17 protein-coding genes and 3 tRNA genes are annotated in these 22308 nt (G+C 61.2%); all 20 read left to right on the top strand.

Annotation, left to right across the window (positions count from 1 at the left end; genetic code table 11):
- The first annotated feature begins 14 nt into the window (after window positions 1-14).
- The 20 genes from leuB to HXW87_RS21410 all read left to right on the top strand — a co-directional run bounded on the left by leuB (window position 15) and on the right by HXW87_RS21410 (window position 22177).
- Window positions 15-1097, top strand: coding sequence for a 3-isopropylmalate dehydrogenase (gene leuB, locus HXW87_RS21505; protein WP_108183238.1), 1083 nt, complete (start codon window positions 15-17; stop codon window positions 1095-1097).
- 66 nt (window positions 1098-1163) lie between these two features.
- Complete coding sequence (asd, locus tag HXW87_RS21500) at window positions 1164-2276, top strand: aspartate-semialdehyde dehydrogenase (RefSeq protein WP_003226428.1); 1113 nt, start codon at window positions 1164-1166, stop codon at window positions 2274-2276.
- A 248-nt stretch (window positions 2277-2524) separates the two neighbouring features.
- Window positions 2525-3535, top strand: coding sequence for an aspartate-semialdehyde dehydrogenase (locus HXW87_RS21495; protein WP_239777713.1), 1011 nt, complete (start codon window positions 2525-2527; stop codon window positions 3533-3535).
- Window positions 3536-3743: 208 nt separating this feature from the next.
- On the top strand, window positions 3744-6371 hold the full coding sequence (locus HXW87_RS21490) for a FimV/HubP family polar landmark protein (protein ID WP_239777712.1): 2628 nt from the start codon (window positions 3744-3746) through the stop codon (window positions 6369-6371).
- 242 nt (window positions 6372-6613) lie between these two features.
- Entirely contained in the window at window positions 6614-7438 is an 825-nt protein-coding gene (gene truA, locus HXW87_RS21485) for a tRNA pseudouridine(38-40) synthase TruA (RefSeq protein WP_041066053.1), read from the top strand.
- 65 nt (window positions 7439-7503) lie between these two features.
- Complete coding sequence (locus tag HXW87_RS21480) at window positions 7504-8148, top strand: phosphoribosylanthranilate isomerase (protein ID WP_239777711.1); 645 nt, start codon at window positions 7504-7506, stop codon at window positions 8146-8148.
- A gap of 200 nt (window positions 8149-8348) precedes the next feature.
- Window positions 8349-9269, top strand: a complete 921-nt coding sequence (gene accD / locus HXW87_RS21475; protein WP_041066058.1) for an acetyl-CoA carboxylase, carboxyltransferase subunit beta — start codon at window positions 8349-8351, stop codon at window positions 9267-9269.
- A complete protein-coding gene (folC, locus tag HXW87_RS21470) occupies window positions 9266-10573 on the top strand; it encodes a bifunctional tetrahydrofolate synthase/dihydrofolate synthase (RefSeq protein WP_239777710.1) in 1308 nt (435 codons plus the stop codon). The genes accD and folC overlap by 4 nt, the downstream gene beginning before the upstream one ends.
- Window positions 10557-11222: an SPOR domain-containing protein gene (locus tag HXW87_RS21465; protein ID WP_047293229.1), complete on the top strand. Its 666-nt coding sequence runs from the start codon at window positions 10557-10559 to the stop codon at window positions 11220-11222. The genes folC and HXW87_RS21465 overlap by 17 nt, the downstream gene beginning before the upstream one ends.
- A gap of 98 nt (window positions 11223-11320) precedes the next feature.
- Window positions 11321-11881 (top strand): CvpA family protein, encoded by a 561-nt coding sequence (locus HXW87_RS21460; RefSeq protein WP_007961197.1) that lies wholly within the window; start codon window positions 11321-11323, stop codon window positions 11879-11881.
- 41 nt (window positions 11882-11922) lie between these two features.
- Window positions 11923-13428 (top strand): amidophosphoribosyltransferase, encoded by a 1506-nt coding sequence (gene purF, locus HXW87_RS21455; RefSeq protein ID WP_123448659.1) that lies wholly within the window; start codon window positions 11923-11925, stop codon window positions 13426-13428.
- An 80-nt stretch (window positions 13429-13508) separates the two neighbouring features.
- Window positions 13509-14720, top strand: a complete 1212-nt coding sequence (locus HXW87_RS21450) for an O-succinylhomoserine sulfhydrylase (RefSeq protein WP_239777709.1) — start codon at window positions 13509-13511, stop codon at window positions 14718-14720.
- Window positions 14717-15493 (top strand): SDR family oxidoreductase, encoded by a 777-nt coding sequence (locus HXW87_RS21445; RefSeq protein WP_239777708.1) that lies wholly within the window; start codon window positions 14717-14719, stop codon window positions 15491-15493. The genes HXW87_RS21450 and HXW87_RS21445 overlap by 4 nt, the downstream gene beginning before the upstream one ends.
- Window positions 15494-15709: 216 nt before the next feature.
- Window positions 15710-15785 (top strand) — tRNA-Val (locus tag HXW87_RS21440).
- A 54-nt stretch (window positions 15786-15839) separates the two neighbouring features.
- A tRNA-Asp gene (locus HXW87_RS21435) sits at window positions 15840-15916 on the top strand.
- 94 nt (window positions 15917-16010) lie between these two features.
- A tRNA-Asp gene (locus tag HXW87_RS21430) sits at window positions 16011-16087 on the top strand.
- Between the two features lie 515 nt (window positions 16088-16602).
- On the top strand, window positions 16603-19434 hold the full coding sequence (locus HXW87_RS21425) for a xanthine dehydrogenase family protein molybdopterin-binding subunit (protein ID WP_047293233.1): 2832 nt from the start codon (window positions 16603-16605) through the stop codon (window positions 19432-19434).
- Entirely contained in the window at window positions 19427-19966 is a 540-nt protein-coding gene (locus tag HXW87_RS21420) for a (2Fe-2S)-binding protein (RefSeq protein ID WP_047293235.1), read from the top strand. The genes HXW87_RS21425 and HXW87_RS21420 overlap by 8 nt, the downstream gene beginning before the upstream one ends.
- Window positions 19967-19968: 2 nt before the next feature.
- Window positions 19969-21204 carry a cytochrome c gene (locus tag HXW87_RS21415; RefSeq protein WP_239777707.1) on the top strand — a complete coding sequence of 412 codons (1236 nt, stop codon included), beginning with the start codon at window positions 19969-19971 and terminating at the stop codon, window positions 21202-21204.
- A 1-nt stretch (window position 21205) separates the two neighbouring features.
- Window positions 21206-22177 carry an XdhC family protein gene (locus HXW87_RS21410; protein WP_239777706.1) on the top strand — a complete coding sequence of 324 codons (972 nt, stop codon included), beginning with the start codon at window positions 21206-21208 and terminating at the stop codon, window positions 22175-22177.
- The last annotated feature ends 131 nt before the right edge of the window (window positions 22178-22308 follow it).

Raw genomic sequence — 22308 nt, 5'->3', positions numbered from 1 at the left:
GACATGAGGAAAGCATGAGCAAGCAGATTCTGATTCTCCCAGGTGACGGTATTGGTCCGGAAATCATGGCCGAAGCGGTCAAGGTGCTGGAGCTGGCCAACGACAAGTACAGCCTGGGCTTCGAGCTGAGCCATGACGTGATCGGTGGCGCCGCCATCGACAAGCACGGCGTGCCGCTGGCTGACGAAACGCTTGACCGCGCCCGTGCTGCCGACGCCGTCCTGCTGGGCGCCGTGGGCGGCCCGAAATGGGACACCATCGAGCGTGACATCCGCCCTGAGCGCGGCCTGCTGAAGATTCGTGCGCAACTGGGCCTGTTCGGCAACCTGCGTCCGGCGATCCTCTACCCGCAACTGGCCGACGCTTCGAGCCTGAAGCCGGAAATCGTTGCCGGTCTGGACATCCTGATCGTGCGTGAGCTCACCGGTGGCATCTACTTCGGCGCGCCACGTGGCACCCGCACCCTGGACAACGGCGAGCGTCAGTCCTACGACACCCTGCCGTACAGCGAGAGCGAGATCCGCCGCATCGCCCGCGTCGGTTTCGACATGGCCATGGTTCGCGGCAAGAAGCTGTGCTCGGTGGACAAGGCCAACGTGCTGGCGTCCAGCCAACTGTGGCGTGAAGTGGTCGAACAAGTGGCCAAGGATTACCCTGAAGTCGAACTGAGCCACATGTACGTCGACAACGCCGCCATGCAACTGGTGCGCGCGCCGAAGCAGTTCGACGTGATCGTCACCGACAACATGTTCGGCGACATCCTGTCCGACGAAGCCTCGATGCTCACCGGTTCCATCGGCATGCTGCCGTCGGCTTCGCTGGATTCGAACAACAAGGGCATGTACGAGCCGTGCCACGGTTCGGCGCCGGACATCGCCGGTAAAGGCATTGCCAACCCGTTGGCGACCATTCTGTCGGTGTCGATGATGCTGCGTTACAGCTTCAATCTGCACGACGCGGCCGATGCCATCGAGAAAGCCGTCAGCGTGGTGCTGGATCAAGGCTTGCGTACCGGCGACATCTATTCGGCCGGTTGCACTAAAGTCGGAACGCAGGAAATGGGTGACGCAGTAGTCGCCGCGCTGCGGAATCTGTAATCTCTCGGGCCCGCTGCGAAATTCAATACAAAGCAGCGGCCCACTTTTCAAGAAGGTGTAGTTGCGATGAAACGTGTAGGTCTGATCGGTTGGCGCGGCATGGTCGGTTCCGTGCTCATGCAGCGGATGCTGGAAGAGCAGGATTTCGATCTTATCGAGCCGGTGTTTTTCACCACTTCCAATGTCGGTGGCCAAGGCCCGTCCGTGGGCAAGGACATTGCTCCGCTCAAGGACGCTTACAGCATTGAAGAGCTGAAAACCCTCGACGTGATCCTGACCTGCCAGGGCGGCGACTACACCAGCGAAGTGTTCCCGAAGCTGCGCGAAGCCGGCTGGCAGGGTTACTGGATCGACGCGGCGTCCAGCCTGCGCATGAACGATGACGCGGTCATCATTCTTGATCCGGTCAACCGCAAGGTCATCGACCAGCAACTGGACGCGGGTACCAAGAACTACATCGGCGGCAACTGCACCGTCAGCCTGATGCTGATGGGCCTGGGCGGTCTGTTCGAAGCCGGCCTGGTCGAGTGGATGAGCGCCATGACCTATCAGGCGGCCTCCGGCGCCGGCGCACAGAACATGCGTGAACTGATCAAGCAGATGGGCGCGACCCACGCTGCGGTGGCCGATCAACTGGCCGATCCGGCCAGCGCGATCCTCGACATCGACCGTCGCGTGGCCGAAGCCATGCGCAGCGACGCGTACCCGACCGAGAACTTCGGCGTACCGCTGGCCGGCAGCCTGATCCCGTGGATCGACAAGGAACTGCCGAACGGCCAGAGTCGTGAAGAGTGGAAGGCCCAGGCCGAGACCAACAAGATCCTTGGTCGCTTCAAGAGCCCGATCCCGGTCGACGGTATCTGCGTGCGCATCGGCGCCATGCGTTGCCACAGCCAGGCGCTGACCATCAAGCTGAACAAAGACGTGCCGATCGCTGATATCGAAGGGCTGATCAGCCAGCACAACCCTTGGGTCAAACTGGTGCCGAACAACCGCGACATCAGCATGCAGGAGCTGAGCCCGACCAAGGTCACCGGCACCCTGAACGTCCCGGTGGGTCGTCTGCGCAAGCTGAACATGGGTTCGCAATTCGTCGGTGCTTTCACCGTCGGCGACCAACTGCTGTGGGGCGCGGCCGAACCGCTGCGTCGCATGCTGCGGATCCTGCTGGAGCGTTGATCCTTTGATGCAATGAAAGAACCCGTGCCTTGTGAGAGGTGCGGGTTTTTTTATGCCTCAGGTTTCCCGGGCGCTCGGTCTGGCCTCTTCGCGAGCAAGCTCGCTCCCACATTAGAAATGCGTTCCTCTGTGGGAGCGAGCTTGCTCGCGAAGGGGCCGGTGCAGACACTGCACATTCCGACAGAAATTGCCTGCATGGCAGTCACCCGGTAAAGTGCCGCTCCCCCCGTTTCGCCAGAGGTAGAACCATGACCCAGACCCTAGATATTGCCGTCGTCGGCGCCACCGGTACTGTCGGCGAAACCCTCGTACAGATTCTCGAAGAACGCGACTTTCCGGTCGGTAACCTGCACCTGCTGGCCAGCAGCGAATCCGCTGGCAGCTCGGTGCTGTTTCGCAACAAAAACGTGCGCGTGCGCGAAGTCGACGAGTTCGATTTCAGCAAGGTCAAACTGGTGTTCTTCGCCGCGGGCGCTGCCGTTTCCCTGAGCTACGCGGCGCGTGCCCACGCGGCCGGTTGCTCGCTGATCGACCTGTCCGGCGCATTGCCGGCCGAGCAGGCGCCGCAAGTGGTGCCGGAAGCCAACGCCGAGGTCATCGCCGGTCTGACCGCGCCGTTCCAGATCAGCAGCCCAAGCCCGTCGGCGACGACGCTGGCCGTGGTGCTGGCGCCGCTGCTCGACTTGCTCGACCTGCAATACGTCAACGTCACCGCCAATCTCGCCGTCTCCGCGCAAGGTCGCGAAGCCGTGACTGAGCTGGCGCGGCAGACCGCCGAGTTGCTGAACATGCGTCCGCTGGAGCCGACCTTCTTCGATCGGCAGATGGCCTTCAACCTGCTGGCCCAGGTCGGCACGCCGGACGCTCAAGGCCACACGCTGCTGGAAAAACGCCTGGTGCGCGAGCTGCGTCAGGTGTTGGCGCAGCCTTTATTAAAGATTTCCGCTACTTGCGTTCAAGCCCCGGTGTTTTTTGGCGATAGCTATAGCGTGACCTTGCAGTCAGCGAGCGCGGTCGACCTGGAAAAGGTCAACGCCGCACTTGAAGACGCACCCGGCATCGAGCTGGTTGAAGCGGGCGATTACCCGACGGCGGTGGGTGACGCGGTGGGGCAGGACGTTGTCTATGTTGGCCGTGTGCGCGCCGGTGTCGACGATCCGGCGGAACTTAATCTGTGGCTGACGTCAGATAACGTACGCAAAGGCGCGGCCCTCAACGCTGTGCAGGTTGCTGAATTGTTGATAAAAGACCTGCTGTAAAAGATACTTGGCAACAATTTGTCGACTGATTCTAGGTGAGCGCTATGCTTGCCCGGAGCACTTGATAACGTGTCACCCTCCGGGACTTTCCGGGGCATCAAAGAAATGATCGCGCGCGGCATGTGTCGTCGTCGCGCGCAATGCCTTACGGCAGCGGCAATCAACATCTTCTCGCTGGCCGAGGAACGTTCAAACAAAGGATGAGGCTATGGTTCAAGTTCGCAAACTGGTGTTAGCAATAGCGGCCGCCTCGGCGCTGTCCTCCGGTATGGCGCATGCCCTCGGGCTCGGGGAGCTGACCCTGAAGTCGACCCTGAACCAGCCGCTGGTGGCCGAGATCGAGTTGCTCGACGTCAAGGATCTCACCGCTGCCGAAGTGGTGCCGAGCCTGGCTTCACCCGAAGATTTCGCCAAGGCCGGTGTTGATCGCCAGGCCTTCCTCAACGACCTGACGTTCACCCCGGTGCTCAACGCCAGCGGCAAAAGTGTGCTGCGCGTGACGTCGAGCAAGCCGCTGTCGGAACCGATGGTGAAATTCCTCGTGCAGGTGATGTGGCCGAATGGCCGTCTGCTGCGCGATTACACTGTGCTGCTGGATCCGTCGAAATTCTCGCCACAGACCGCTGACGCCGCCGCGCAACCGGCGCCGTCGCAGACCATCACCGCACCGACCACCGGCGCCACGCACCCGAATCAGTACACCACCACGCCGCGCGATACCCTGTGGGAAATCGCCGCGAAAGCGCGCACCGGCGGCTCCGTGCAGCAAACCATGCTGGCGATTCAGGCGCTGAATCCGGATGCGTTCATCGACGGCAACATCAACCGGCTGAAAACCGGTCAAGTGTTGCGTCTGCCGGACTCGGTGGAAAGCACCGCGCTGCCACAATCGAAAGCGATTGCCGAAGTTGCCGCGCAGAACGAAGCCTGGCGTCAGGGCCGTCGCTATGTGGCCAAGCCGGGTACCGGCCAGCAGCAGCTCGACGCAACCAAGCGTGGTCGCAGCAACGCCGGCACCGGCCAGAATGCCAAAGACAACTTGAGCCTGGTCTCCGCCGAAAGTGCCAAGGCCCGGGGTAAAGGCCCGGCCGGCGATGCCAAGGCCTTGAGCAACAAGCTGGCGGTGACTCAGGAAAGCCTCGACACGACCCGTCGTGACAACGAGGAACTGAAAAGCCGCATGGCTGATCTGCAAAGTCAGCTGGACAAGCTGCAGCGCCTGATCGAGCTTAAGAATAATCAGCTGGCGAAAATGCAGGCCGACGGTACCGGTGCCGCGCCAGCTGCCAACGCCGCTGTGCCGGCGATCACTGCTGAGCTGGCTGCCACTCCGCCGGCGACCCCGGCAGAAGCTGCACCCACCCCGGAATCGGCGATTGCGCCACCGGTCGACACGCCTGCCGAGACGCCAGTGGTTGCGCCAAAACCGGTGGTCGATGAAGACAAAACCTTCAATGAACTGCTGACCAATCCGATCCTGCTGGGTCTGATCGGCGGCGGCGCGGTGGTGTTGCTGCTTCTGCTGTTGCTGCTGGCCCGTCGCCGCAAAGCCCAGCAGGAAGCCGAGAAACACCTGCGCATGGCCCGCGCTTTGGCTGAAGAGCAGGAGTTCTCTGCCGAACAGGATCTGCCGGAAAGCAGCTTCGAAGGTCTGGAAACACCTGCCGCCAGCGTCAAGCTCAACACCCCGGCACCCGCACCAGCGCCAGTAGTGGCTCCGGTGGTGATGGCCGAGCCGATTGCCGCGCCATTGGTCGCGCCGGCCGCCGAGCGTTCCGATGACGTGCTGGACAAGGCTCAGTCGCATATCAATGCCGGTCGCCTGAATCAGGCCGCCGCGCTGCTGGAAGAGGGCGTCAGCCTTGAGCCGCAACGCAGTGATCTGCGCCTGAAACTGATGGAAGTCTATGGTCAGCAGGGTGACCGCGATGCGTTCGTCGGTCAGGAGCGTCAACTGGTGGCCAATGGCGACAACTTCGCCAAGGTCGAAGAACTGAAAAAGCGCTTTCCGGCCATGGCTGTAGTCGCGGTCGCTGGTCTGGCTGCAGCGGCCGCCGCCGCCGAACTCGATGCGCAATACGTCAAGGAGCTGCTGCTTGACGAGCCCGAGGCGCCTGCACCTGCGCCGGCGGCGGACGATCTGGACAGCGCGTTCGACCTGAGTCTGGACGACCTCGATAACATTACCCCGGTTGAGCCTGCGCCTGTTGTCGCACCTGAAGCACCAGTGGAGCTGGACGAGTTTCCGGCTGACGACGATCTGAGCTTTGAGTCGGTGCTGCAACAGCAGACCGAGATCAAAGAGAACCTCGACGACCTGTCGGACTTCGACCTCGATCTGGACCTTGGTGCCGAGCCTGCGCCAGCCCCGGTGGCTGACCTGGCGGACGATGACTTCCTGCTGGATCTGGACGAAGGCGTGAAAGACCTGTCGCCGGCCGAGCCTGTGGTCGCCAACGAAGTGCCACAGGACGATCTGGAGCTGCCCGCCGATTTCGATCTGTCGCTGGCCGACGAGATGGACACCAACCCGGCCGAACCGGATGCCTTCGCGGCAGAGCTGGATGACGTCAACGCCGAGCTGGATCGTCTGTCGCAGAGCATCGCCGAGCCGACCTTCACCGAAGCCGACGCGGCCATGGGTGATGATCTGGGCGAAGACGACTTCGACTTCCTCGCCGGCACCGACGAAGCCGCCACCAAGCTCGATCTGGCCCAGGCCTACATCGACATGGGCGACAATGACGGCGCGCGCGACATCCTCAACGAGGTGTTGACCGAGGGGGATGAGAAGCAGCGGGGCGAGGCCAAGGAAATGCTTTCGCACCTGGCTTGAGTCAGCGGTAAATCAAAAACGGCAGCCCGATCAAGGCTGCCGTTTTTGTTTGCTTTTTCAAATCAAAAGATCGCAGCCTTCGGCAGCTCCTACAGAGAAACGTAATCTCATGTTGGAGCTGCCGAAGGCTGCGATCTTTTGATCTTGAAACTGGCATCCCCGACCCACAGCCTTATAATGCCCGCCTTTGTACATCAGCAGGCTGTCCCACCTTGGCAAACATAGATAATCCGGCCGCCGAAATGGCACCCGAAGGTTTTTACCGCGTGGCACTGGGCGTCGAGTACAAAGGCTCGCGCTACAGCGGCTGGCAGCGTCAGTTGACCGGCGTGGCCACGGTGCAGGAAGAGCTTGAAAAAGCCTTGTCGAAAGTCGCCAATTCGCCGATTTCGCTGCAGTGCGCCGGTCGCACCGATGCCGGGGTGCATGCGTGCGGGCAGGTGGTGCATTTCGACACGCCGGTCGATCGTTCGCTGAAAGCCTGGGTGATGGGCGCCAATATCAATCTGCCCCACGACATCAGTGTCAGTTGGGCGCGGGTGATGCCGGCGCATTTTCATGCGCGGTTCAAAGCCATCGCCCGACGTTACCGCTATGTGATCTACAACGATCAGATTCGTCCGGCGCATCTCAATGAAGAGATCACCTGGAACCACCGCCCGCTCGACGTCGAGCGCATGGCGCAAGCTGCGCAATATCTGATCGGCACCCACGACTTCAGTGCGTTCCGTGCCGGTCAGTGCCAGGCCAAGTCGCCGATCAAGAAGATGCATCACCTGCGGGTGACCCGCCACGGCAAGATGATCGTGCTCGATATCCGTGCCAACGCCTTTTTGCACCACATGGTGCGCAACATCGCCGGTGTGCTGATGACCATCGGTGCCGGCGAGCGCCCGGTGGAGTGGATGAAGGAAGTGCTGGAGAGCCGGGAGCGACGCTCCGGTGGCGTGACAGCGCATCCGTATGGGTTGTATCTGGTGCAGGTCGAGTATCACGACGAGTTCCCGCTGCCCGAGCGTTTCATCGGGCCACATTTCCTTACGGGTTTCTCGGACCTTGACGGCTGACGCCTCCCGACGCTTTTGTTACCATCCGGGACTTTCCCGGTTTTTACCTTGAGGTTTTTATCGACATGTCAGCCGTTCGCAGCAAGATTTGCGGGATTACCCGCATAGAGGATGCGTTGGCAGCGGTCGAGGCCGGGGCCGATGCCATCGGTTTCGTGTTTTATGCAAAAAGTCCGCGCGCAGTGAGCGTGCAGCAGGCAAGGGCGATCATTCAGGCTTTGCCGCCCTTCGTGACGACGGTGGGCTTGTTCGTCAACGCCAGTCGCTGTGAGTTGGGGGAAATCCTCGATGCCGTGCCGCTGGATCTGTTGCAGTTCCATGGCGACGAGACCGCTGAAGAGTGCGAAGGCTGGCATCGTCCGTACATCAAGGCATTGCGGGTCAAGGCCGGCGACGATATCGCGGCTGCCGTTGATGCCTATCCGAGTGCCAGTGGCGTGCTGCTCGACACTTACGTTGAAGGCGTGCCTGGCGGAACCGGTGAGGCGTTCGACTGGTCATTGATTCCGCAGCAATTGAGCAAGCCGCTGATCCTGGCGGGTGGCCTGACCCCGGAAAACGTCGCCGACGCCGTGGCCCGGGTCAAACCGTACGCCGTCGATGTCAGCGGCGGGGTAGAGGCGAGCAAGGGCATCAAGGATCCTGCGAAGATCCGCGCGTTCATCAATGCCGTACGCAGCAGCTCGCAGGGAGCGGCTACTTCGATGTGACGGCTGGCAGTCTGCCGCCGTCCATCAATGCACTTGCACAAAGCAGGCGAGGCTGAGGGTTTCTGGAGTTGCACGCAGGTCATGTTTCGCGCTGACCGCGGCGTTCCACCAACCATCGCCACACACATGAATTTAGCTGAAGGGCATACGCGGGGCTGCGAACCAGAGCGTTCGGGCCGCCGGTACTGGAGAAAGAAAGCATGAGCAACTGGTTGGTAGACAAACTGATCCCTTCGATCATGCGGTCGGAGGTCAAGAAGAGCTCGGTGCCTGAAGGTCTGTGGCACAAATGCCCGTCCTGCGAGGCTGTGCTGTATCGTCCTGAGCTGGAAAAGACCCTGGATGTTTGCCCCAAGTGCAACCACCACATGCGCATCGGCGCACGGGCGCGTATCGACATCTTCCTGGATGCCGAAGGTCGCAACGAGCTGGGTGCCGATCTGGAGCCGGTTGACCGTCTGAAGTTCCGTGACGGCAAGAAGTACAAGGACCGTCTGGTTGCTGCACAGAAGCAGACCGGCGAAAAGGACGCGCTGATCTCCGTCAGCGGCACCTTGCTGGGCATGCCGGTGGTGGTGTCGGCGTTCGAATTCAACTTCATGGGCGGTTCCATGGGTGCCATCGTCGGTGAGCGCTTCGTGCGCGCCGCCAACTACGCCCTGGAAAACCGTTGCCCGATGATCTGCTTCGCCGCCTCCGGTGGTGCGCGCATGCAGGAAGCGCTGATCTCGCTGATGCAAATGGCCAAGACGTCGGCCGTACTGGCGCGTCTGCGTGAAGAAGGCATTCCGTTCATCTCGGTGCTGACCGATCCGGTCTACGGCGGTGTTTCTGCCAGTCTGGCGATGCTCGGCGACGTGATCGTCGGTGAGCCAAAAGCCCTGATCGGCTTCGCCGGTCCGCGCGTGATCGAGCAGACCGTGCGGGAAAAACTGCCGGAAGGCTTCCAGCGCAGCGAGTTTCTGCTGGAGCATGGCGCAATCGACCTGATCATCGATCGTCGTGAACTGCGTCCACGTCTGGGCAATCTGCTGGCGCAGCTGACCGGTCAGCCGACACCGACCTACGTCGCCGCTCCTGTCGAGCCAATCGTCGTTCCACCGGTGCCTGCCAACGTATGACCGAGCGTACCCTTGGCGAGTGGCTCGCCTACCTTGAACAGTTGCATCCATCGGCCATCGACATGGGGCTGGAGCGTTCGCAACAGGTAGCGTCCCGCATGGGACTGGGCCAGCCGGCGCCTCGGGTGATCACGGTCACCGGCACCAACGGCAAGGGTTCAACCTGCGCTTTCATGGCTTCATTGCTACGGGCGCAGGGCCTGAACGTAGGTGTCTACAATTCTCCGCACCTGCTGCGTTACAACGAGCGGGTGCAGCTCAATGGCGTCGAGGCCACTGACGCACAGCTGTGCGAGGCCTTCGCTGCAGTCGAGGCCGGGCGAGGCGACACGTCCCTGACTTACTTCGAAATGGGTACCCTGGCGGCGTTCTGGCTGTTTCAACAGGCAAAACTTGACGCTGTGGTGCTGGAAGTCGGTCTGGGCGGGCGTCTGGATACGGTCAATGTGGTGGATGCCGATATCGCGCTGGTCACCAGCATTGGCGTTGATCATGCCGAATACCTGGGTAACACCCGTGAATCCGTGGCATTCGAGAAGGCCGGGATTTTCCGTCAGGGCAAACCTGCCTTGTGTGGTGATCTGAATCCTCCGCAGCCGTTGCTCGACAAGGCGCGCGAATTGGCGTGTCCGTTTTTCCTGCGTGGGCGTGATTTCGACCTGGGTGTCACTGATCAGCATTGGCAATGGCGCGGTACCGATGCGCAAGGCCTGCAGGTCGAACTGCATGATCTGCCGTTGCTCGATCTGCCGATGGAAAACGCCGCGCTGGCCTTGCAGGCGTATCTGTTGCTCGGTCTGCCGTGGGATGCCCCGCAGATCGTTGCAGCCTTGCAGGCGACTCGCGTGGTCGGGCGTCTGGATCGTCGCTCCTTTGACTTCAATGGCAAGCGCTTGAACCTGCTGCTGGATGTGGGACACAACCCGCACGCGGCGGAATTTCTGGCGCGGCGTCTGGCCAGTCGGCCACCGACGGGCAAGCGTCTGGCGGTGTTCGGCTTGCTGGCCGACAAGGATCTGGATGGTGTTGTCGGCGAATTGAATGCTAGTGTCCAGCATTGGGCGGTCGCGCCGCTGGATTCGCCGCGTTCGCGCCCGGTCAGCGAATTGCACGCCGGGTTACAGAACCTTGGCGCATCCGTCACGTCCTATGACAGTGTTGCGGCGGCGCTGGAAGGGCAGTGCGCAGTGGCCACCAGTGACGACGAGATTCTGTTGTTCGGATCATTTTATTGTGTCGCCGAGGCCCTTGAGTGGCTGGCCCGGCGCTCCACGGAGGAAGCGGCAAATGGCTTTGCTGGATAAAGCGTACAAGCAGCGCATGGTTGGTGCCTTGGTGCTGGTGGCACTGGCGGTGATTTTCCTGCCGATGCTGTTTTCCCGCCAGGACGAGCAACGTCAAGTGACAGTCGAGGCGCCGTCTGCACCGCAAGCGCCGGCTGTGCCGCAAGTGCAGCTCGAACCGGTGGCCGTGCCTGAGCCGCAAGCACTGCCGCAGGAGCCGGTCCCGAGCGACGACGAAGTGGCCGAGCAATCGGCGCCGTCGATGCCGATTGCCGCAGCACCGGCACCCGCGCCGACCCCGGCTCCGGCTCCGGCAGCCAAACCGGTTGCGCCTGCGCCCGTTGCCAAGCCTGCTGCGGCGCCGGCTCAGCCGATTGCTGCGGCTGCGGCCAAGCCTGATACCACGCAAAGCCGGGTCGATGCCAACGGTCTGTCGGTCAGCTGGTCGGTGCAACTGGCCAGCCTGTCGAGCCGTGAGGGCGCGGAGTCGCTGCAGAAAACCCTGCGCAGCCAAGGCTACAACGCTTACATCCGTTCTGCCGATGGCAAGAATCGGGTGTTCGTCGGGCCGCTGATCGAACGTGCCGAGGCTGATCGTCTGCGGGATGTGTTGAGCCGTCAGCAGAACCTCAAGGGTTTTGTCGTGCGCTTTCAGCCCGAGCGCGGCTAGGATCTATCGATTCGATTGAAATGCACTGAAAATCGCAGCTTACCGACAGCGGTGCGCTCTGCTAAAATGCGCCGCCTTATCCGTCTGTAGGCTGCACTGTGCCATTTACCCTGGTTGACTGGGCGATCGTTGCAATCATCGCCATCTCCGCTTTGATCAGTTTGAGCCGCGGCTTCGTCAAGGAAGCATTATCGCTGGTGACCTGGATCATCGCAGGAGCGGTTGCCTGGATGTTCGGTGGCTCACTGTCCGAGTACCTCGCCGGATACATCGAAACCCCATCGGCTCGCGTGATCGCGGGCTGTGCCATCATGTTTGTCGCCACACTGATCGTGGGCGCAATGATCAATTATCTTATCGGCGAGTTGGTGCGCGTGACCGGGTTGTCCGGCACCGACCGATTCCTGGGCATGGCCTTCGGCGCGGCGCGTGGCGTGTTGCTGGTGGTCGTGGCAGTCGGGCTGTTGAGCCTGGGGCCGGTACAGCAGGACGGGTGGTGGAAAGAATCACAGCTCGTGCCAAAGTTTCTATTGGTCGCCGACTGGTCCAAAAACCTGATTCTCGGGTGGAGCAGTCAGTGGCTTGCCAGCGGAATCAGCGTACCCGCTGATATTCCGTTCAAGGAGCAACTCTTGCCGTCGGCCAAAACGCCACAGTGAGTGTTGTTCAGTTCAGATCCATTAAGTAGGGGTTGCGTCGCATGTGTGGCATCGTCGGTATCGTCGGTAAGTCGAACGTCAATCAGGCGCTGTATGACGCGCTAACCGTGCTCCAGCACCGCGGCCAGGACGCTGCCGGTATCGTGACCAGCCATGATGGCCGGTTGTTCTTGCGCAAGGACAATGGTCTGGTGCGTGACGTGTTTCAGCAGCGTCACATGCAGCGTCTGGTCGGCCACATGGGTATCGGCCACGTGCGTTACCCGACCGCCGGCAGCTCGACCTCGGCCGAAGCGCAGCCGTTTTACGTCAACTCGCCTTACGGCATCACCCTGGCGCACAACGGCAACCTGACCAACGTTGAACAGTTGGCCAAGGAAATCTACGAATCCGACCTGCGTCACGTCAACACCAGTTCCGACTCGGAAGTGCTGCTCAACGTGTTCGCCCACGAGCTGGCCCAGCGCGGCAAGCTGCAGCCGACCGAAGAAGATGTGTTTGCCGCCGTGACCGACGTGCACAACCGTTGCGTCGGCGGTTACGCCGTGGTGGCAATGATCACCGGTTACGGCATCGTCGGTTTCCGGGACCCGCACGGCATTCGTCCGATCGTGTTCGGCCAGCGTCACACCGACGAAGGCGTCGAGTACATGATCGCTTCCGAAAGCGTTTCGCTGGACGTACTCGGTTTCACCCTGATCCGCGACCTGGCCCCGGGCGAAGCGGTCTACATCACTGAAGACGGCAAGCTGCACACCCGTCAGTGCGCGACCAACCCGTCCCTGACCCCGTGCATCTTCGAACACGTTTACCTGGCGCGTCCGGATTCGATCATCGACGGCGTGTCGGTGTACAAGGCGCGTCTGCGCATGGGTGAGAAACTCGCCGAGAAGATCCTGCGCGAGCGTCCAGAGCACGACATCGACGTGGTCATCCCGATTCCGGACACCAGCCGCACCGCCGCGCTGGAGCTGGCGAACCATCTGGGCGTGAAATTCCGCGAAGGTTTCGTCAAGAACCGTTACATCGGCCGGACCTTCATCATGCCGGGCCAGGCGGCGCGCAAGAAATCGGTTCGCCAGAAGCTCAACGCGATCGAACTGGAATTCCGCGGCAAGAACGTGATGCTGGTCGACGACTCGATCGTGCGCGGCACCACCTGCAAGCAGATCATTCAGATGGCCCGCGAAGCCGGCGCGAAAAACGTCTACTTCTGCTCGGCGGCCCCGGCGGTACGCTTCCCGAACGTTTACGGCATCGACATGCCGAGCGCTCACGAACTGATCGCACACAACCGTTCGACTCAGGACGTGGCGGATCTGATCGGCGCAGACTGGCTGATCTATCAGGACTTGCCTGACTTGATCGAGGCGGTCGGTGGCGGCAAGATCAAGATCGAGCATTTCGATTGCGCAGTCTTCGATGGCAAGTACGTCACCGGCGACGTCGACGAGGCTTACCTGGACAAGATCGAGCAGGCCCGCAACGATGCCTCCAAGGTCAAGACCCAGGCGGTCAGTGCGATCATCGATCTGTACAACAACTGAGTTTCTACCGGCCCTGAGGGGCCGGTTTTGTATCTGGCAAAAGACTTTCATTTATTCAGAACAGGGCAAGGAGTGACAGCATGAGTCAGGAATGGGATGCCGGTCGGCTGGACAGCGACCTCGAAGGCGTAGCGTTCGATACCCTGGCCGTACGTGCCGGTCAGCACCGTACGCCGGAAGGCGAACACGGTGATCCGATGTTCTTCACTTCCAGCTATGTGTTCCGTACCGCCGCCGATGCGGCCGCGCGCTTTGCCGGGGAAGTGCCGGGCAACGTTTACTCGCGCTACACCAACCCGACCGTGCGCGCGTTCGAAGAGCGCATTGCCGCGCTGGAAGGTGCCGAGCAAGCGGTCGCCACTGCCACGGGCATGGCCGCGATCATGGCGGTGGTGATGAGCCTGTGCAGCGCCGGCGATCATGTGCTGGTGTCGCGCAGCGTGTTCGGTTCGACCATCAGCCTGTTCGAAAAGTACTTCAAGCGTTTCGGCGTGCAAGTTGATTACGTGCCGCTGGCCGATCTGTCGGGTTGGGAAGCGGCAATCAAGCCGAACACCAAGCTGTTGTTCGTCGAGTCGCCGTCCAATCCGTTGGCCGAGCTGGTGGATATCACCGCGCTCGCGGAAATCGCTCACGCCAAAGGCGCGATGCTGGTGGTCGACAACTGCTTCTGCACGCCTGCCTTGCAGCAACCGCTGAAGCTCGGTGCAGACATCGTCGTGCATTCGGCAACCAAGTTCATCGACGGCCAGGGCCGTTGCATGGGCGGGGTGGTGGCCGGTCGCAGCGAGCAGATGAAAGAAGTTGTCGGTTTCCTGCGCACCGCCGGGCCGACCCTCAGCCCGTTCAATGCGTGGATCTTCCTCAAGGGCCTGGAAACCCTGAACCTGCGGATGAAGGCGCACTGCGCCAACGCTCAGCAACTCGCCGAGTGGCTGGAGCAGCAGGACGGTATCGAGAAAGTCCATTACGCCGGGCTCAAGAGCCATCCGCAGCACGAACTGGCCCAGCGTCAGCAGAAGGGCTTCGGTGCGGTGGTGAGTTTCGAGGTCAAGGGCGGCAAAGAGGGCGCATGGCGCTTTATCGACGCCACTCGCTTGATCTCGATCACTGCCAACCTTGGTGACAGCAAAACCACCATCACCCATCCGAGCACCACCTCCCACGGCCGTCTGGCGCCGCAGGAGCGTGAGGCGGCGGGGATTCGTGACAGCCTGATCCGCATTGCGGTCGGTCTGGAAGACGTGGCGGACCTGCAGGCCGACCTGTCGCGCGGTCTGGCGGCATTGTGATCGAGTTGTCGACGCCGACGGCGGGTACCTATGGCCGCGTGGCGCTGGTCACCGGCGCCGCGCGTGGCATCGGTCTGGGCATCGCGGCCTGGCTGATCAGCGAAGGCTGGCAAGTGGTGCTGACCGATCTTGATCGCGCACGCGGTTCGAAAGTGGCGAAGGTGCTGGGTGAGAATGCCTGGTTCATCGCCATGGACGTGGCGGATGAAAGTCAGGTGGCATTGGGTGTTGCTGAAGTGCTTGGGCAGTTCGGTCGTCTCGATGCGTTAGTGTGCAACGCGGCGGTGGCCGATCCGCACAACATCACCCTGGAAAGTCTGGATCTGGCGTACTGGAATCGGGTGCTGGCGGTGAACCTCAGCGGGCCGATGCTGCTGGCCAAGCACTGTGCGCCATATCTGCGCGCGCACAACGGCTCGATCGTCAATCTGGCCTCGACCCGTGCGCGGCAGTCGGAGGCAGATTCCGAGGCCTATGCGGCGAGCAAGGGCGGGTTGTTGGCGCTGACCCATGCGCTGGCGATCAGTCTTGGGCCGGAGATTCGGGTGAACGCAGTCAGTCCCGGCTGGATCGATGCGCGGGATCCTTCTGCGCGTCGAGCAGAGCCTTTGGCCGATGCCGATCATGCTCAGCATCCGGCGGGCAGGGTAGGGACGGTCGAGGATGTGGCGGCGATGGTCGCGTGGCTGTTGTCGCGCAACGCCGGGTTTGTGACCGGGCAGGAATTCGTCGTGGATGGTGGCATGACCAAGAAGATGATTTACACCGAGTAGATCGCGTGCTTCTGCTGAATTTGCGTCAAATGGACTGCCGTCTTCGCGAGCAAGCTCGCTTCCACATTTGGAATGCAATCCCCTGTGGGAGCGAGCTTGCTCGCGAATGCAGTCTTGCAGGATGGAAACAATTTCGTCTTTTTCAGAAAAACTTCAATCCTGCTATTGACTTAGGTTCGCTACCTGCGTAAATTTCGCGGCCTCGGAGATGCAAACGGGTGATTAGCTCAGCTGGGAGAGCGTCTGCCTTACAAGCAGAATGTCGGCGGTTCGATCCCGTCATCACCCACCACTACCGAGAAACTTGCGAAAGCAAGAGGTAGGCTGAAAGTGCCTCCACCGACGCGCAGCGGTAGTTCAGTCGGTTAGAATACCGGCCTGTCACGCCGGGGGTCGCGGGTTCGAGTCCCGTCCGCTGCGCCATATTTTACGAGTCGGGCATTGTCCGGTTCGCGATTGAAAAGCATCGAAGCTTTCAGTCAAAACGAGTTACTTGAGCGCAAGCTCAAAGCGATACGCAGCGGTAGTTCAGTCGGTTAGAATACCGGCCTGTCACGCCGGGGGTCGCGGGTTCGAGTCCCGTCCGCTGCGCCATATCTGTTTCAAGGACCACTGAACGCCTTGAAGCACCGAAAGCAACCCTTGGTTGATTCGGAATCGATAGCAAAGACCCTGGTCGAAAGACCGGGGTTTTTTGTGTCTGAAATTTGACCGCTCTCCCTTCACTACCCAGTCCTGCACAAATCCCTGTAGGAGCTGCGGCACGCTGCGATCTTTTGATTTTGATCTTGATCGTAGAAGTAGGATCAAAAAATCGCAGCCTCGTTTCACTCGACAGCGCCTGCATGAAGTGGGCAACCGCATTCGACTGTGTATGGCGGGGGGCAATCGACCTCATGCGGTGCCACGTCGCATTGATTTTTTGATTCTTTAGTCAAATTTTTGTAACTGGTTGTTTGCTGCGAGCGCGGAAACCTTTAAAGTTAACCTTTCGGTCAGCTTTGCACTGTCAACACGCCCTTTGTTTAGCCAAGAAGGGCTTCTGCAAGACTCGAGATTCCCAGTAGATAACCAGAAGGGCGGACACATAACCGCCCAGAGGATGATCCATGTCCAACCGTGATATATCCCGGCGCTCGTTCCTCCAGGGCGGGCTGGTGGCGGGTGTGAGCGTCACGCTCACGCCGCTCAGCAGTCAGGCGCTGGCTGCCTTGATGGAAACCAGCGTCACCGTGCCGTCCGAGAAGTGGCTCGGCAACAACGGCAAGGCGCGTCAGCGTAACGATGCGCTGTCCAAAGTTTGCGGCAGCAAAGTATTTGCCCGCGACATTCGCTCCAAGGACATGCCGGGCTGGCCTGAGCAACAGGGCCACGCCATGCTGCTGAAAACCATCAAGGCCGACCGTATCTACGCTGGCTACGACCTGTCGTGGCTCGGTGCCGACTTGCAACCTGACCGCATCGTTACCGCGGCCGATCTGGACAAGGACGGCATCGTCTTCCCGGAAGAGCACGCGCCGGACCCCTTGCTGCCGGAAGGCAAAGTACCGATGTTCATCGGTCACCCCGTAGCAATCCTGATCTGGAACGATTTCGAGCGTTTCCGCCAGGCCAAGAACAAACTCAAATTCAATGACAAGGCGATTCGTTACGGTGCACAAGTGCCGTACTACGAAGGCGACCCTTATGGCAGCTTCCGCTACGTGCGCGTGGGCGGTCCGACCTCGGCCGACGAAGACGAATTCGCCAGCCTGAAAGACTCGATCCTGTTCCCGATGCTGAAGAACCGTCGGCCGGTGTGGAATTCTCAGCCGAACCTGCACGGCAACCTGACTGAGCGCGGTCTGTTCTACGCCGATCGCATGAAGAAAGAGATCGATAGCCCGCCAGACAACTGGCTGGTGTTCGACGAGCGCTACAAGACCCCGTCGATCGAACCGGCTGCGATGGAACCGGACAACGGCAACGGCTGGTACGACCCGAAAACCAAGACCCTGCATTTCGTGGTCGCCACTCAGTGCCCGCTGGAAGCCGCGACCGAGACCGCGAAAATGATCGCGCCGTCGCGCTTCGGCCTGGCCAATTTGAACATGCACCCGGGTTACACCGTGGGTTACGGTTCCAAAGACCACAACATCTTCGTCTACTACGCAGCCCTCGCGGCGCTGTACGGTGCCGGTGTGCCGATCCGTCTGGCGAATGACCGCTATGAGCAGTTCCAGAGCGGCATCAAGCGTCACCCGTTCGACATCCGCTACCAGTTGGCGGTGGACAAGAACGACTACAGCTTCAAGATTTTCCGTGCCGAGATGAGCGTCGACGGTGGCGGTCGCATCAACTACAGCCCGTCGGTGGCGGCGGTGGGTGCCACGGCAGCGCAGTCGATCTATTACATGCCGCAGAACGATCTGCAGGTCACCGCTTACCACTCGCGTGGTGTTGAGGCGGGGTCGATGCGCGGTTACGGCACCCTGCAAAGCATGGCCTCGACCGAAATGATGGTCGACGAAATCGCCCATCGTCTCGGCGTTGACCCGATTGATCTGCGTCGCAAGAACGCCTTGCGTTCGGGGATGAAAAACACCCAGGGCGCGATCCCGGCGGGTGCTCTGCGCCTGCACGAAATTCTCGACAAGGCTTCGGTGCACGAAGTCTGGAAAAACCGCGACGCGATCAAGAAGCAGCGCGAAGCCGCCGACCCGGACAACTGGTACGGCGTGGGTTTTGCCATTTGCCAGAAAGACTTCGGCACCGGTTCGGAAGCGCCGATGGCCAGCATCGAATTCACCGCTGAAGGTCGCATCACCCTGCGCCACATCGGTATCGAAATCGGCACCGGCATGTCCACTTCGCAAGCGCTGGTGGTGGCCGATTTCCTCGGTAGCCCCGCGCATGAAGTGAAGACCGGTGAAACCGAATGGCAGGAAATGCAGCTGATCACCAGCGGCAACCCTTACATCATGAGCCAGGCCGAACAGGACAACCTGCTGCGCAATCCGCGCTGGGTTGGCAAGCTGGCTTCGGCGTCGTCCGCGACCAACTCGGCCTACTATTTCAGCCACGCCACTCGTGAAGCGGCGCGCGTGCTGTTCAACAATGGCTTGTGGCCGGCGGCCATGGAAATCTGGCGTCAGGGCCCTTACGGCGGTCAAGCCAACCCATACGTGGTGCGTCGTGAAGATGCGCATTGGGTCGACGGCAAACTCACTGCCAACGGCATGCAGCCGTTGAGTTTTGAAGAGCTGGCCAAGCGCGCTCACGAACGTGGCCTGGTCACCGGTGCCACCGTTCACGCGTTCAACCGCTGGAGCTGGGCCGAGGCTGAATACAGCATCGACGGTGTGCGCGAGCGTCTGCCGCTCGACGGTCTGGCGGTGAAGTACGGCGATGGTGCGCCGAAGGCGAAGAAGGCGCTGATGAACACCGCTGGTTTCCACCTGCTGGATCGCCAGAACATCAACTACCCGGTGGTTCAGTTGAACAATGCCGCGGTGACTTACTACAGCCCGGTCGCGACGCTGGTCGAGCTGAAGGTCAACAAAGGCTCGGCGGAAGTCGAAGTGCTCAACCACCATTCGTGGGTCGAGTGCGGTCGGGTGCTGGTCGAAGAACTGGTCAAGGGCCAGCTCGAAGGCGGTATCGCGATGGGTATTGGTCACGCATTGATGGAAGAGATGCCGCTGTACGAAGGCGGACCGGGGGAGGGTGACTGGAACTTCAACCGTTATCGCCTGCCGATGGCCCGTCACGTCGCGGTGTGGAAGCAGACCGCGGAGATTCTGCCGCCGCTGTCGCCAAGCGATCCGTCCAAAGGCATCGCCGAAGTGGTGATGATTCCGGTGGTTGGTGCCATCGGTAACGCCGTGGCGCATGCCATCGGTAAACGTGTTCGCGATCTGCCAATCACTGCTGCGCGCATCAAGGAGGCCCTCAATGGCTAACCGTCCGCTTCAACTGACCCTCAATGGTCAATCCGTCGGCCCGGTGGACATCCCTGATGACCTGCCGATGATCGACTACCTGCACGAATACAAGAATCTCACCGGTTCGCGCCTGGGCTGCGGCCAGGGCATCTGCCACGCCTGTGTGGTGATCGTCGACAACCCGGACGGCACCAGCGAAGAAGTGCGCACCTGCATCACCGGCGCGCATTACTTCGAGGGCAAAAAAGTCCGCACCATCGAAGGTCACGCCAAACGTGATGAGAGCGGTCAGGTCACTGAGCTGAACCCGATCCAGCAGCGTTTCGTCGACGAATTCGCCTTCCAGTGCAGCTATTGCGCGCCGGGCTTCGTCAACGCCGCGACGGTGCTGGTGGAGAAGCTGCAGCGCCAGCCGATCGTCAAAAGCCAGCTGGAAAGCGTCATCGAAGACAGCCTCGGCCATCACGTCTGTCGTTGCACCGGGTACGTGCGTTACTACAACGCCACGCGCAACGTGCTGACCGATCTCGGCCTGGTCAAGGAGGGTTGAGCATGAAGCATCTATTGACCCGCTTGACCCTGGCGGTCGGGCTGGCTGCGCCGGTGTTGTTTGCCCACGCCGACGATCAGGTCAAGCGCGGCGAATACCTCGCCCGCGCGGCCGACTGCATGGCGTGCCACACCGCACCGGGCGGCGCGCCGTTTGCCGGCGGGCTGCCGATCGTCTCGCCGTTCGGCACCATCTACGGCACCAACATCACTCCGAGCAAAGAGCACGGCATCGGCCTGTACAGCGATGACGAATTCTTCGCTGCGCTGACCGAAGGCAAGCGTCGCGACGGGGCGAATCTGTATCCGGCGATGCCTTACACCTCGTATCACCTGGTCCCGCGGGAAGACTCGGATGCGATTCACGCGTATCTGAAAACCATCGAGCCGATCGAGCGCGCCGCGCCGGTCACGAGTCTGAGCTTTCCGTTTAACGTGCGTCCGGGCCTGATTGGCTGGAATATGCTGTACGGCAAAGCCTTGAAGCTGGAATCTGCCGAAGGCAAAAGCGAAGCCTGGAAGCGCGGCCAGTACATGGTCGAGGTGCTCGGTCACTGCGGCGAATGCCACACACCACGTGGCCTGCCGGGTGCGATGCAGCTGGATAAACGCCTGACCGGCGGCATCCTCAACGGTTATCTGGCACCGAGCCTGCTCGCCACCGATCTGACGGCGCGCGGCTGGAATCAGCAGGACCTGAGCACGTTCCTCAAGCACGGCATGAGCGCCCAGGGCACGATGTTCAACGAGATGTTCCCGGTGTTCCACAACAGCACCCAGGGCCTGAACGATCAGGATCTGGCGGCGATGGCGACGTTCCTGCTTGGCGACAAGCCACCCGCGGCGAAAGAGCTGACTGAAGTGTCGCTGGACAAACTCAGCCCGAGCGCCCAGCGCGGTCGTCAGGAATATTTGAACGTCTGCGCCGGTTGCCATGCTGCCGGCGGCGAAGGCAAGCCGCACATCGCCGTGGCCATGCGCGGCAACACCACGCTGCGTCTGGAAGATCCGCTCAATCTGTTGCGGGTGATCGAGGACGGCATCGGCGAGCAGAAATTCGCCGGGTTCGAACACATGCAGCCAATGCCGGGATTCGCTGACAGGCTCAGCGCTGAACAGCTGACCGATCTGCTGAACTACCTGCGTCAAGGCTGGGGCGGCCAGTCGGCAGAGTTGGCAGTGAGCGATGTGCAGAAGCTGCAGGCTGACGCTCCAGCCGTCGAGCACAAGGCGCACTGACATGCAGCATCTCGATCTACAGGTTGTGCGGCGGGTACTGGAGTGGTCGGTGGCCGGGCAGCGTATTTGGCTCTGTACGGTGCTGACCACTTACGGCTCGGCGCCGCGTGCGCCGGGTTCGCTGCTGGCGGTGAACGATAACGGCCAGTGGATCGGGTCGCTGTCCGGTGGCTGCGTCGAGGAAGACTTTCTCGCGCGCGTCGCTGAAGGTGCGTTTCTCGATGCAGTCAACGTGGTGCGTTACGGCGAAGGTGATGATCCGCGCTCGCGGGTCAGCCTGCCCTGTGGCGGTATTCTCGACGTACTGGTAGAGAAATTTGACGCCGACTGTGAAGTGCAGGCGCATCTGCGTGAGCTTGAATCGGCGTTGCTCGGCCAGCGTCGTCTGATTCGCGAGGTCGATCTGGCCAGCGGTGCGCGCAGTCTGTTCGCGGATCGCGAGCAAGGCGCGCGCATCGAGCGCGAGATCGACCGGGTGCGGATTCGCATCGGTGCTGCTCAGCGCTTGCTGCTGGCGGGTTACTCCAGCGTGGCGCAGGCCTGTGCCGAGTTCGCGGTCGGTCTCGGCTTCGAAGTGATTCTTTGCGATCCGCGCGACGAAGTGCTCGAAGGCGTGGTGCTGAATGGCGTAGAGATTCGTCGGCAATTGCCGTCAGTGTTTATCGCCGATGGCGGCTGTCACCGCGATACCGCGGTGGTAGCGCTGACCCATGATCCGCGTATCGACGACCTGGCAATGATGGAAGCGGTGCGCACCGAAGCGTTTTACATCGGCGTCATGGGCTCGCAGCAGACCTCGCAGAAACGTTTCGAGCGCCTGCGCAGGATTGGTGGGCTGGGAGAGGTCGAACTGGCGCGGATTCATGCGCCGATCGGGCTTAACCTGGGCAGCAAGACACCGGCTGAGATCGCTTTGGCGGTGCTGGCGGATATCTTGCGGATTCGTAGCGGGATCGCCCGAGACCAGCTCTGATCTGGATTTTGCAAATATTTGTGGCGAGGGAGCTTGCTCCCGCTGGACTGCGCAGCAGGCCTTCTTTTCAGATAAAAGGGAGTCCACTGCGCGAACCGGCGGGAGCAAGCTCCCTCGCCACAGTTGTTTGC

The organism is Pseudomonas sp. Y5-11 (genome assembly GCF_022368695.1).
Lineage (GTDB): Bacteria > Pseudomonadota > Gammaproteobacteria > Pseudomonadales > Pseudomonadaceae > Aquipseudomonas > Aquipseudomonas parakoreensis.
The sequence above is the reverse complement of the archived record's forward strand: the minus strand, read 5'-3'. Positions and strand labels throughout refer to the sequence as shown.

Bases quoted from the DNA above. Each gene is read 5' to 3' on its own strand.
- leuB (WP_108183238.1), top strand. From the start codon at position 15: ATGAGCAAGCAGATTCTGATTCTCCCAGGTGACGGTATTGGTCCGGAA.
- asd (WP_003226428.1), top strand. From the start codon at position 1,164: ATGAAACGTGTAGGTCTGATCGGTTGGCGCGGCATGGTCGGTTCCGTG.
- HXW87_RS21495 (WP_239777713.1), top strand. From the start codon at position 2,525: ATGACCCAGACCCTAGATATTGCCGTCGTCGGCGCCACCGGTACTGTC.
- HXW87_RS21490 (WP_239777712.1), top strand. From the start codon at position 3,744: ATGGTTCAAGTTCGCAAACTGGTGTTAGCAATAGCGGCCGCCTCGGCG.
- truA (WP_041066053.1), top strand. From the start codon at position 6,614: ATGGCACCCGAAGGTTTTTACCGCGTGGCACTGGGCGTCGAGTACAAA.
- HXW87_RS21480 (WP_239777711.1), top strand. From the start codon at position 7,504: ATGTCAGCCGTTCGCAGCAAGATTTGCGGGATTACCCGCATAGAGGAT.
- accD (WP_041066058.1), top strand. From the start codon at position 8,349: ATGAGCAACTGGTTGGTAGACAAACTGATCCCTTCGATCATGCGGTCG.
- folC (WP_239777710.1), top strand. From the start codon at position 9,266: ATGACCGAGCGTACCCTTGGCGAGTGGCTCGCCTACCTTGAACAGTTG.
- HXW87_RS21465 (WP_047293229.1), top strand. From the start codon at position 10,557: ATGGCTTTGCTGGATAAAGCGTACAAGCAGCGCATGGTTGGTGCCTTG.
- purF (WP_123448659.1), top strand. From the start codon at position 11,923: ATGTGTGGCATCGTCGGTATCGTCGGTAAGTCGAACGTCAATCAGGCG.
- HXW87_RS21450 (WP_239777709.1), top strand. From the start codon at position 13,509: ATGAGTCAGGAATGGGATGCCGGTCGGCTGGACAGCGACCTCGAAGGC.
- HXW87_RS21425 (WP_047293233.1), top strand. From the start codon at position 16,603: ATGTCCAACCGTGATATATCCCGGCGCTCGTTCCTCCAGGGCGGGCTG.
- HXW87_RS21420 (WP_047293235.1), top strand. From the start codon at position 19,427: ATGGCTAACCGTCCGCTTCAACTGACCCTCAATGGTCAATCCGTCGGC.
- HXW87_RS21415 (WP_239777707.1), top strand. From the start codon at position 19,969: ATGAAGCATCTATTGACCCGCTTGACCCTGGCGGTCGGGCTGGCTGCG.
- HXW87_RS21410 (WP_239777706.1), top strand. From the start codon at position 21,206: ATGCAGCATCTCGATCTACAGGTTGTGCGGCGGGTACTGGAGTGGTCG.